At 63.9% G+C, this 12,086-nt stretch carries 7 protein-coding genes and 1 tRNA gene; 1 reads left to right on the forward strand and 7 read right to left on the reverse strand.

The window, feature by feature from the left end; all coding sequences use genetic code 11:
• The first annotated feature begins 33 nt into the window (after positions 1-33).
• A complete protein-coding gene (gene gcvP, locus QMA15_RS28915) occupies positions 34-2,892 on the forward strand; it encodes an aminomethyl-transferring glycine dehydrogenase (RefSeq protein ID WP_024487228.1) in 2,859 nt (952 codons plus the stop codon).
• A gap of 22 nt (positions 2,893-2,914) precedes the next feature.
• Here gcvP and QMA15_RS28920 read toward each other — a convergent pair whose 3' ends face one another.
• The 7 genes from QMA15_RS28920 to QMA15_RS28950 all read right to left on the reverse strand — a co-directional run bounded on the left by QMA15_RS28920 (position 2,915) and on the right by QMA15_RS28950 (position 11,872).
• Positions 2,915-4,063 carry a metallophosphoesterase gene (locus QMA15_RS28920; protein ID WP_279164099.1) on the reverse strand — a complete coding sequence of 383 codons (1,149 nt, stop codon included), beginning with the start codon at positions 4,061-4,063 and terminating at the stop codon, positions 2,915-2,917.
• On the reverse strand, positions 4,063-5,757 hold the full coding sequence (locus tag QMA15_RS28925; RefSeq protein WP_279164098.1) for a VWA domain-containing protein: 1,695 nt from the start codon (positions 5,755-5,757) through the stop codon (positions 4,063-4,065). Before QMA15_RS28925 ends, QMA15_RS28920 begins: the two co-directional genes overlap by 1 nt.
• A 159-nt stretch (positions 5,758-5,916) precedes the next feature.
• On the reverse strand, positions 5,917-8,100 hold the full coding sequence (locus QMA15_RS28930) for a malate synthase G (RefSeq protein ID WP_019748551.1): 2,184 nt from the start codon (positions 8,098-8,100) through the stop codon (positions 5,917-5,919).
• Between the two features lie 152 nt (positions 8,101-8,252).
• Positions 8,253-9,503 (reverse strand): saccharopine dehydrogenase NADP-binding domain-containing protein, encoded by a 1,251-nt coding sequence (locus tag QMA15_RS28935; RefSeq protein WP_283384352.1) that lies wholly within the window; start codon positions 9,501-9,503, stop codon positions 8,253-8,255.
• A 44-nt stretch (positions 9,504-9,547) separates the two neighbouring features.
• Positions 9,548-9,979: a universal stress protein gene (locus QMA15_RS28940; RefSeq protein ID WP_020723653.1), complete on the reverse strand. Its 432-nt coding sequence runs from the start codon at positions 9,977-9,979 to the stop codon at positions 9,548-9,550.
• Positions 9,980-10,136: 157 nt separating this feature from the next.
• Positions 10,137-11,678 carry an SDR family NAD(P)-dependent oxidoreductase gene (locus QMA15_RS28945; protein WP_020907830.1) on the reverse strand — a complete coding sequence of 514 codons (1,542 nt, stop codon included), beginning with the start codon at positions 11,676-11,678 and terminating at the stop codon, positions 10,137-10,139.
• Positions 11,679-11,786: 108 nt separating this feature from the next.
• Positions 11,787-11,872 (reverse strand) — tRNA-Leu (locus tag QMA15_RS28950).
• Positions 11,873-12,086: the final 214 nt, after the last annotated feature.

Genomic DNA, 12,086 nt, shown 5'->3' on the forward strand with positions numbered 1-12,086 from the left:
TGTCCTGATCCTCCGATCTGTCTGGGAGTTGTCGTGATCGACGCTGCAAGCCGTATATTTGCCGACCGCCATGTCGGTCCGAACGCCGCGGAACTCGCGCGCATCCTCGAACTCGTCGGTGTCGATTCACTCGACGAACTGGCAACCAAGGCCGTTCCCTCCGTCATCCTCGACGCTGCCCCGAACGGCATCGCGGCCGGACTCGACGCTCTGCCGCTTCCGGTCGGAGAGCACGAGGCACTTGCCGAACTGACTGCACTTGCAGCCCAGAACACTGTCGCGACGTCGATGATCGGCCTCGGCTACTTCGACACGTTGACGCCGCCGGTGTTGTTGCGCAACATCATCGAGAACCCGGCCTGGTACACCGCGTACACCCCGTATCAGCCGGAGATCAGCCAGGGCCGCCTCGAAGCCCTCCTCAACTTCCAGACCATGGTCGCCGATCTCTCCGGCATGGAACTGGCCAACTCGTCGATGCTCGACGAGGCCACCGCCGCTGCCGAAGCCATGACGCTCCTGCGCCGCGCGAACCGCAGCAAGTCCCCACGCTTTGTCGTCGACGCGGACCTGTATCCGCAGACCCTCGCCGTCATCGAGACACGCGCCGAGCCGCTCGGCATCGAGATCGTCTCCGCAGATCTCACTGCCGGACTGCCCGAGGGTGATTTCTTCGGTGTCATCGCCCAGATCCCGGGCGCTTCGGGACGCGTCGTGGACTACACCTCGATCATCGCGGAAGCTCACGAGCGCGGCGCGCTAGTTGCCGTCGGCGCCGACCTTCTTGCGATGACGCTCATCACCTCGCCGGGTGAACTGGGTGCGGACGCGTGCTTCGGGACCACCCAGCGCTTCGGTGTTCCCATGGGGTACGGCGGACCGCACGCCGGTTACCTGGCCGTGCACTCCAAGCATGCGCGTCAGCTGCCCGGCCGTTTGGTCGGCGTCTCGATCGACGCCGACGGAGACAAGGCATACCGCCTCGCGCTGCAGACACGTGAGCAGCACATACGCCGCGAGAAGGCGACGTCCAACATCTGTACCGCGCAGGTGCTCCTCGCGATCCTCGCTGCGATGTACGCGAGTTACCACGGCGCCGAGGGGCTCAAGGCGATTGCGTTGCGCGTCGCTGCCCGCGCACACGCGTTGGCAAACGGCCTGCGCGAGGGCGGCGTGACCGTAGTCCACGATTCGTTCTTCGACACCGTGCTGGCTCAGGTTCCGGGCAAGGCAGCCGACGTCGTCGCTGCGGCCAAGGAATCCGGGATCAACCTGCGTCTGGTCGATGCCGATCATGTCGGTATCTCCTGCGACGAGGCCACCACCGCCGACCACGTCCTTGCCGTGCTCGACGCGTTCGGGATCGAGGATGCTGTTGTCGCCATCGAAGCCGAGGGCAATTCGGTTCCGGCTGCTCAGGAGCGCACCTCCGACTACCTGCAGCACGAAGCCTTCACCCGTTACCGTACGGAAACGGCAATGCTTCGCTACCTGCGCGCGCTCTCCGACAAGGACATCGCCCTCGATCGCAGCATGATCCCGCTGGGTTCGTGCACCATGAAGCTCAATGCGACCGCCGAGATGGAATCCATCACCTGGCCCGCGTTCAACGCGATCCATCCGTTCGCGCCCACGTCGGATGCACCCGGTCTGCTGAAGATCATCAAGGATCTCGAAGACTGGCTGGTCGCGGTCACCGGCTATGACAACGTCAGCCTGCAACCCAACGCCGGCAGCCAGGGGGAGTACGCGGGCCTGCTCGCGATCCGCAACTACCACCTCAGCCGGGGCGACGACCACCGCGACACCTGCCTCATCCCGTCGAGTGCTCACGGCACCAACGCGGCGTCTGCCGTCATGGCCGGGATGCGCGTCGAGGTAGTCGCCTGCCGTCCCAACGGTGACGTCGACGTCGACGATCTGCGCGCGAAGATCGCCGATCACGCCGAGCGTCTCGCCGCGATCATGATCACCTACCCTTCAACACACGGTGTCTACGAGCATGAGATCTCCGACATCTGCGCAGCGGTACACGACGCCGGTGGCCAGGTGTACGTCGACGGCGCCAACCTCAATGCGCTTGTCGGCCTTGCCCGTCCGGGCCGATTCGGCGGCGACGTCAGCCACCTGAATCTGCACAAGACCTTCTGCATCCCGCACGGCGGCGGCGGACCCGGCGTCGGCCCGATCGGTGTGCGCTCACACTTGACGCCGTTTTTGCCCGGACACCCGATGGCCCCCGAACTCGGTGGTAGAGGAACGATCTCGGCAGCGCCGTACGGCAGTGCGTCCATTCTGCCCATCACCTGGACCTACATCCGGATGATGGGTGCTCAGGGCCTGCGCCGGGCCAGCCTGACCGCCATCGCGTCGGCCAACTACATCGCGCGTCGACTCGACGAGTACTTCCCGGTTCTCTACACCGGCGAGAACGGCATGGTCGCGCACGAGTGCATCCTCGACCTCCGTGGGTTGACCAAGGACACTGGCGTCACCGTCGACGACGTGGCAAAGCGTCTGGCCGACTACGGTTTCCATGCACCGACCATGAGCTTCCCCGTGGTCGGCACACTGATGGTCGAGCCCACCGAGAGCGAGAACCTCGAAGAGATCGACGAGTTCTGCGAGGCGATGATCGCCATTCGCGGCGAAATCGATCGCGTCGGCGCCGGCGAGTGGACGGTGGAGGACAACCCGCTACGCGGTGCTCCCCACACTGCCGGAAGCATTGCAGCGCAGTGGGATCACCCGTACTCGCGTGAGATTGCCGTCTTCCCGCGTGGCAAGGCTCGCCCGAAGGTGTGGCCGTCCGTGCGTCGTATCGACGGTGCACATGGCGACCGCAACCTGGTCTGCTCGTGCCCGCCGATCGAAGCGTTCGCAGGCAACTAAGGCGTGTGCGCGCCGGAGATCATCACCTCTCGCGTACGAGTTCGAGAACGGTGATCTCCGGCGGTGCGCCGACGCGTACCGGCGGGCCCCAAGCCCCGGCGCCACGCGTCGTGTACAACACTGTGTTTCCGACCCTGTCCAAGCCTTGCACCGAAGGCTGCTGCAGCGGAACGAGATACCTCAGCGGCCACATCTGACCGCCGTGAGTGTGCCCGGACAGCTGCAGATCGATACCCATCTCGGACGCCTCGATCGCCTGACGCGGTTCGTGCGCGAGAAGCAAGGCGAAAGTATTCGGATCGCGACCTGCGAGCGCGGCAGTAAGGTTCGGCTCGTACGGGGCCGGCGACGTGTAGTCGTGGATGCCCACGATGTCGATGGTGTCGCCGTCATGCTGGATCGAGGCGCGGCTGTTGCGAAGTGTGGTGATCCCCAATGTTTCCCACACGTCGAGCCATTTGCCACCGTCGTCCGCGTAGAACTCGTGGTTTCCGCTGACTCCGAAGATTCCGTCCGGCGCCTGAAGATCGGCGAGCGGAGCAAGATCGGGAGCAACTTTTGCGACGGTGCCGTCCACGAGATCGCCGCCGATCGCGATCAGATCGACATTCTGCGAGTTCACGATTTCGACCACCTTGCGGGTGAAGTCGACCCCGCGGGCCGGTCCCACGTGCAGGTCGGTGATCAAGGCGATCCGGTATCCGTTGAAGCGCTCAGGTAGGCGAGCAAGCGGCACGCGGACGCGTGAAATCTTGGGGCCCGACGCCTCGTAGACGCCGTAGCCGGCGGTGCCGATCGCCGCGAGAGTGACTGCTGCTGTAGCCAACTGCAACGTACGACGCTTGGCCGGGTCGACTTCGGTCGTGGTATCCGTGCGGCGTGCACGTAGTCGACTGATCCCGGCAAACAGGCCGATCACGAGCAGTCCGGGAATCAGGTACAGCCACGAAGCCAGCCAGACCCATCCGAGAAATCCGATCGGTCGCGCCCAGGACGTCGGGAAGATTTCGCCGCTGCCGACCCCGATGAGCGTCGAGACCGCCAAGACGACAAGCGCAGTGTCGGCAAGACGAGCCCATCGCCTCGGGATGCCGGTGGCGCGAACGAGTCGGCGGTGCAGGAACCAGGTCAGAAGGGCGAGAAGGATTGCAAAAACCGCGACGCGCCCCATCAGGACAGCATCTTGGTCACTGTGGCCGCGAGAGCGGGGTCGGACGTCGAATCGACGCGAACCAAGGTTCCGCCGGTCCGATCCGAGACGTCTTGGAGTGTGGAGACGTCGTCGCCCGCACCGACGACGATCACGTCGACCTGTACCGGACGCGACGGATTGCCCGCAGCGGCGATCGCGCTGAGCAGTTCGGCTCGCGTCGTGGTGGATTCGTCAGGTGTACTCGAGGTGATCAGCAGCACCGAGTTGACTCGTCCCGCGTCGAAACCGTCAACCGCGGCTTTGTACGAACTGGCAAGCGCCGGGTACTTGGAGGTCTTTCCGCCGGCTCGAAGCCCGTTGAGGAAATCGGTGATGGTGGCACGCCGATTCGGCTCGGACAGTGAACCGCCCGGAACCAGGATGCGCTCGGACGGTTTTCCGTCGGTGCCCGTGCTGAACTCGCGAAGGCCGATGTCCGAAGCGTCAGGGCTGCGACCCAATTGCGTGTTCACTGCCGCGGCAACGTTCGCCAAGCGGGTAGTGCCACCGTCGTCGGTACCCATCGACGCTGACGTGTCCATCAGGATGGTGGCACTACGCGGAGAGACCGGATTGGCGACGATGTCACCGAGCGCAGCTGCGGTTTCGGCCGAAGCCGGTTTCAACGTGGACGAGATCTTGGCCGGAGACACCGCACCGAGATCGGGAAGATCTTGACCCTCGACCCGGAAACCGGCGCCGACGAACAACTGTGACTGATTCGGCTCACGCATGAAATCGGCAAACTGTGCCGCTGCGCGCGAGGCGGTTTCGTCGATCCCGCTGCCCGAGACGATGACCGCCGGATAATCCGCGACTGGCGTTGCGCCGGCGGGGGAGTACGTCGTCATCGCCGCGTTCGCGCTCTGCGCTATCGACTGTTCCGTGGCCGGAACGGCTTTCACCGAATCCGGTGTTCCGGCGCTCAGTGCTCCGAGGGCTTCGGCGGTGGACGTCGGGGGAGTCGGCAAGGATTGGAACTGCAACGCCCGCGCACTGAGCGCAGCGTTGACCTGCGCGGACTTCACCTGATCCGTCGTGACCGGACCGGCACCCGCATCGGCGACGTCGGCAGCGATCGCCTGTGCGGCCATCGAGGTTTCGGTACTTCCGACCGGCAGGGCGACTGTCAGATCCGAAGGCAATGACTTCCAACTCGATGCTGCGCCGACCAATGTTGCCGCGGTCTCGGGGCCGGCTGCCAGAACGATCGGGGAACTCGCGAGCGAGCGGGGATCACCGTTGATCACGGCCTTGCCCGCCAGCGGCGCGAGTTCGAGCGAGCTCGTCGGGATCCAAAGGGAGGGACGCGGTCCCAGTGCTGCGTCGTCCCAGGATGCCGCCGGACCGGCTTCGAGTGCCGTCGAGACCGACGCGGACGGCGCACCATGCACCACGACGGCGATGCAGTGATCGCGCACGACCGGAGAGGTCTGGGTGTACCGCTTGGCCAGTTCCTCGATCTGTGGGGCGATGGACGGATCCGCAGTGACGTCGAGTGTCTTGTTGCCTTCGACGCACGTACCTGCTGCCTGCTGGCCCTGATCGTCGATCCGGTTGCTGAGGGCCTTCCACCCGAAGAAGCCTGCAACGATCAAGACGATCAGCACGACGACGAGAATCGGCCCCTTGCTGATACCTCTGGCGCCTGACCCGCCGCGATGTTCGCCCACGTACCTTGCCCTACCTTGGTCACTCGAAGAATGTCTGCTGAACGGACTGTGTCCTCGGCCAGTCTAGTGACGAATCTTCGGGGCCTACGCGAACAGCCTCGACACCGGTAGCGGTGCCGAGGCTGTTCGGGTTCAGCTTCGAGTTCGAAGAAGGTGAAATCAGGCGTTGGCAGCCTTGTACTCGCGGCGGCGGCGATGCAGGATCGGCTCCGTGTATCCGCTGGGCTGCTTCGCGCCTTCGAGGATGAGTTCCTTGGCAGCCTGGAACGCGATGTTGGAATCGAAATCAGGTGCCATGTTGCGGTACTCGGCGTCGCCCTCGTTCTGACGGTCGACAACCGGCGCCATGCGCTCGAGTGCACTGACAACGTCGCTCTCGCTGACGATGCCGTGACGCAGCCAGTTGGCGAGCAGCTGGCTCGAGATGCGCAGGGTGGCGCGGTCCTCCATGAGCGCGACATCGTGGATGTCGGGAACCTTGGAGCAGCCGACACCCGCGTCGATCCAGCGGACGACGTAGCCGAGGATGGACTGGCAGTTGTTGTCGAGCTCTTCCTTCTTCTCCGCGTCCGTCCAGTCGGTGCTGGGAGCGAGCGGGATGGTCAGGATGTCGTCGACGCTCGCACGCGGCTTGCCCTTCAGGCTGTCCTGAACAGCGAACACGTCGACGCGGTGGTAGTGCGTCGCGTGCAGCGTTGCGCCGGTCGGCGAAGGAACCCACGCGGTGTTGGCGCCGGCCTTGGGGTGGCCGATCTTCTGCTCGAGCATGTCTGCCATCAGCTCGGTCATGGCCCACATGCCCTTGCCGATCTGCGCCTTGCCCTGCAGGCCGCAGGCCAGTCCGGTGTCGACGTTCCAGTCCTCGTAGGCACCGATCCACTTCTGCTTCTTCATCTCGGCCTTGCGCACCATCGCGCCGGCTTCCATGGAGGTGTGGATCTCGTCGCCGGTGCGGTCGAGGAAGCCGGTGTTGATGAACACGACGCGGTCGACGGCTTCCTTGATGCAGGCAGCGAGGTTGACTGTCGTGCGACGCTCCTCGTCCATGATGCCGACCTTGAGCGTGTTCTCGGGAAGCCCGAGGACCTGCTCGACGCGGCCGAACAGTTCGGTGGTGAAGGCAACTTCCTCGGGGCCGTGCTGCTTGGGCTTGACGATGTAGATCGAGCCGGTGCGGCTGTTGTCGAGCGGGCCGTTGGCGTCACTGATCGAGAGGCCGTGCACTGCACAGGTGCTGGTGATCAAAGCGTCGAGAATGCCCTCGGGGACCTCGTTGCCGTCGGCATCGAGGATCGCGGGGTTGGTCATGAGGTGACCGACGTTGCGGACGAACAGGAGCGAACGACCGTGCAGGCTGAGTTCGCTGCCGTCGACGGCGGTGTACTTACGGTCGCCGTTGAGCGTACGAGTGAAGGACTTGGCGCCCTTCTTGATCTCCTCGGACAGATCACCGCGATTGAGGCCCAACCAGTTCCGGTAACCGACAACCTTGTCGTCGGCGTCGACAGCGGCGACCGAGTCCTCGAAGTCCATGATGGTGGTGACGGCCGATTCGAGAACGACGTCCTTGACACCGGCGGCGTCGGTGCTGCCGATCGGGGAGGACGCGTCGATCTGGATCTCGGCGTGCAATCCGTTGTTGAGCAGCAGGATGCTCGTCGGTGCGTCCTTCTCGCCGAGGTAGCCGACGAACTTCTCCGGCTGGGCGAGGGTGGTGACCGTACCGTCTGCCAACGTGATCTTCAGTTCGCTGCCGTCGATCACGTACTTGGTCGAATCTGCATGCGACCCCGACGCGAGAGGTGCTGCCGCGTCGAGGAATTCACGCGCCCAGGCGATGACCTTGTCGCCGCGGACCTTGTTGTAGCCGGAACCCTTCTCGGCGCCGTTCTCCTCCGAGATGGCGTTGGTGCCGTACAGCGCGTCGTACAACGAACCCCAGCGGGCGTTGGACGCGTTGAGAGCGAAGCGCGCGTTGAGGATCGGCACGACCAACTGCGGGCCGGCCGTCGAGGTGATCTCAGTGTCGACGTTCGCGGTGGTGACCGAGAACTCGGCAGGCGTCGGCAAGAGGTAGCCGATCTCCTGCAGGAACGCCTTGTATGCGGCAGCGTCGATGGGAGCGCCGGCATGATCGCGATGCCACTGATCGATCTGAGCCTGCAGATCGTCACGCTTGGCAAGCAAATCGCGGTTTTTCGGTGCGAGCTCGGTGATGACCTTGTCGGCGCCGGCCCAGAACGTCTCGGCGTCTACACCGGTGCCGGGAAGAGCCTCCTCGACCACGAAGTCGTAGAGAACCTTGGCAACCTGAAGACTGCCGACCTGAACGCGCTCAGTCATGAATAGCCTCACTTTTCCGAAAGCGGAGCACCACATATGGATGCCATGAACCAACATCAATGTTACCTGGGAGTATTCCCACCGCTGTCCGCGCCCTGAGCTGCGATAATCGGGCGCAAAGAGCTGAAACGATCAAGTGAAATTCGTTCTGTCTAGAGTTTGCGCGCGGAAATCTCGAAACCGGCCTTGCGTAGACGCTCGACCAGGACGTCGCCGAGCGCTGTCGCTGGAGTCAGAACGCCGGTGGCCGGGGGGAGATCCTTGTGGTCCTTCGCCAATGACAACGCAGATTCGCCGAGCATTACCGCCGTCGCGCTGTATCCCGGGTCGCCCTTCGCCTTCACTCGTGAGGTGTATCGAGCGCCGGTCGTGGTCGTGGTGAACACATCGAGCGTGAAGTGCCCCTTCTTCTGGGTGCTCTCGCTCGGGCCCTCGCCGGGTGCAGGCAATACCTTGTCGAGAAGGAAACGCGTCGGAGGTAGAGCGAGTCCGGCGACCAGCGCGCCGAGGCCGACTGCGACACCGCCCGCGATTACCGGTGACACCACCGAGGAGCCGACGCTCATCACCTCGCTGTACTTGAACTTCTTGCCGTACGCCCACTCTCGGAGCGCATTGCTGCGACGGACGACTCGTGTGTTGTACGACGCCATCACGAACGGTGCCTTCCAACCCTTCAACGACGGATCGATCTTCTTGCCGTCGACCACGCTCACGTCGCTCTGTCGTCCGAGGTCGGGCTCCCGGTCACGATCGGGGCTCAATGAATACGGCGAAGCAGCGAGTTTCCGCAGGCGCGCATCGTCTTTCGACACGTCGATCTGGTTGCGAAGCGAATCGATCGTGCCGCCGCTCACTCCGCCGCGCAGCGCCGTGACCACCAGCGTTGTGTCGGTGAGCTCACCGGCGCCGTCGGCAGTGACCTTCTCGTGGAGGACGTGAACTCCGAGATCGGAAGGGATGGAATCGAATCCGCAGGAATGGACGATCTTTGCGCCGGTCGAGACCGCCAGCTCATGGTTGGCGTCGATGCTCTCGCGGTGGAACAGCACCTCACCGGTCAGGTCGACGTAATGAGTTCCGGCGGAGGCGCATTCGTGAACAAGGGTGTGACCGTACTTGGCGTACGGGCCGACCGTGGTGGCGACGACCCGAGTTCGCTGCGCGAGCGCCTTCAATGCGGTGGCGTCGTCGGCGTCGGCAATGATCAGGGGGAGATCGGCCGCGGCGGTACCCAGATCGGCGCGAGTGGCTGCCAACTTCTCGAGGGAGCGGCCACCGAGGCCGATCTTCGTGCCTTCGGGAGCATGTTTGACGAGGTAGTCGGCGAGTAGCTTTCCGACGAAGCCGCTCGCTCCGTAGACGATGATGTCGAGTTCTCGGGCGGGCGAGGTTCCAGTCATGGAGCCAGCCTACAAACGCGCACTCGAAAGTGATGTGACCGTGGTCACTCAGCAGGGAGGGGTTCCTTGACGACGAGGATCGGAGCCTCCACTTCGAGCAGGAGACGCTGCAGCGGGCGTTCGAGGAGGAACTTGCCGATGGGGGACATCCGGCGTGTTCCGACGATCAGGAGATCGACACCCGCGCCGTGGACCAGGTTCACGAGCGCGGTCACCGGATCGCCGTCGTGCTCGGTGGTGCGCAGATCCCACTTCGTCTCCGAGAATCCACCGGCGTCGAGCGCTGACTGAATCTCGCCGCGAAGAGCGGCCCGATCGTCCTCGGTGTCTCCGGTGTCGGCCGTGTCCCCGATGTTGACATCGTCCAGGACGTGCAGAACCAGCAGTTCCTCGCTTCGACCCACGGATTCCCGTGCGGCGGCCACGATTGCGGCGCGGCCTTCCGGGCTGTCCTTGTGTACGACGGCGATCGTCATGGTTCCTCCGAGTCGGTGAGCAGGTTCGCAGTCCATTATCGCCTGCAATGCTGTGCCCTACCTGAATTGAGCTACTCGACACGGGGGTTTGGCGGTGACGAGATCGCCACATCGGGGCGCCTAGGTGCTGCCTGTCACCACTGCGGGGTGCCGCCTATCACCACGGCGAGGGTTTGTAATCCTTGAGGAAGCAGCCGTGCAGGTCGATACCCAGTTCACCCTGAACGATGGGGTCGTAGACGCGGGCGGCACCGTCGACGAGGTCGAGTGGTGCGTGGAAACCTTCGTCGGCCAACCGCATCTTGGTGAAGTGCGGGCGTTCGTCGGTGATCCAGCCGGTGTCGACGGCGGTCATGAGGATGCCGTCGTCGAGCATTTCCTTGGAGCTGGTGCGGGTCAGCATGTTCAGTGCTGCCTTGGCCATGTTGGTGTGCGGGTGGCCAGGGCCCTTGTACGCGCGGCTGAACTGGCCTTCCATGGCGGAGACATTCACGACGTACTTGCGTCGCGCAGCTGCCGCGGCCATCGACGGGCGCAGGCGTGAAACGAGGATGAAGGGCGCTACCGAGTTGCAGAGCTGGACTTCGAGAAGCTCGATCGGATCGACTTCCTCGACGGTCTGGACCCAACTGTTGGTGTGCGCGAGGTCCGGCAGCAGCCCGCCGGCGTCGATGGCGATGCCTTGCTCGATGCGATCGGGTGAAGCCGACTTGGCGACGAGTGCGAGTGAACTGACCGCGTCGGCGGACAGATTTCCGGAGGTGATGCTTGCGACGTCCGACAGCGATCCGGCCAGAGCCGCGGGGTGGGCGTCGCTCGTCTTGCCGAAGGTCAGGACATCAGGCAGTTCACCGGCGGGAAGCGCACCGGACTCGGCATCAACCAGAGCGCCGTAGGCACCGGGGGAGCGTCGGACGGTCTGCGCGGCGTTGTTGATGAGGATGTCGAGCGGACCCTGTGCGGCAACGGAATCCGCGAGTGCAACAACCTGGGCGGGGTCGCGGAGGTCGATGCCGACGATGCGCAGACGGTGAATCCAGTCGTTGCTGTCTTCCATCGCCTTGAATCGGCGGATCGCGTCGTTGGGGAATCGCGTCGTGATGGTCAGATGTGCGCCGTCACGCAGCAGGCGCAGCGCGATGTACATACCGATCTTCGCGCGGCCGCCGGTCAGAAGTGCGCGTCGGCCGGTCAGATCAGTGCTCGCATCACGTTTGCTGCGGCTGGTGGCAGCGCACTCGGGGCACAGTTGGTGGTAGAAGGCGTCGACTGCGGTGTAGCGCTGCTTGCAGATGTAGCACGGTCGCGCCTTGATGAGCGTGCCGGCGGAAGCGCCGGCGGTGTTCGACTTGATCGGAATGCCTGCGGTCTCGTCGTCGATGCGATCGGGTGAACCTGTGGCAGTCGCGGCGACTACTTGGCGGTCCGCTTCGTTGACGGCTGCGCGCGAGGCGAGGCGGCGCTTCTTCTTGAGTCGCTTGAACAGATGGCCGACAGCGCGCTGCATGGTGATCGAATCGGGATGCTCGTCGTCGAGTTCGGCGGCTTCGGAAAGGACCTTCAGGCAGATTTCGAGTTCTGCGGGGTCGAGGCCGGTGAGTTCGGCTCGAGCAGATTCTGAATCGGCTGTTTCCAGCGAATCTGCCTGCAGTGCATCCGACTTCTTGGTGTCTGTATCCACTTCGAACTTCTGTTCCATCTCGATCGCCGCTCGCGCGGACTGTTCCCTGGTGCGGGAACTTCGCCAATTACGAGAAAAGCTCCGGTTCGATGAACCGGAGCTTTTCCTGTCTGTCTCAACACAGAGTGTCCGAGGGGGGACTTGAACCCCCACGTCCGTTAATAGGACACTAGCACCTCAAGCTAGCGCGTCTGCCATTCCGCCACTCGGACTCGGCCCCGATTTCTCGGTGCTGGGAAAGAGTATCCGATGCCATCGCCAGGTCCCAAATCGCCCCTCTGCTGTGCGCCTTTATTAACCGCCGGGGGTTAATAAAGGCGCACAGCAAAAAGACCCCAACCTGATCAGGCTGGGGTCTTTTTGCTGTATTCGAGTGTCCGAGGGGGGACTTGAACCCCCACGTCCGTTAATAGGACACTAGCACCT

This window comes from Rhodococcus sp. APC 3903, from assembly GCF_030407755.1.
GTDB classification, from domain to species: domain Bacteria; phylum Actinomycetota; class Actinomycetes; order Mycobacteriales; family Mycobacteriaceae; genus Rhodococcus_F; species Rhodococcus_F erythropolis.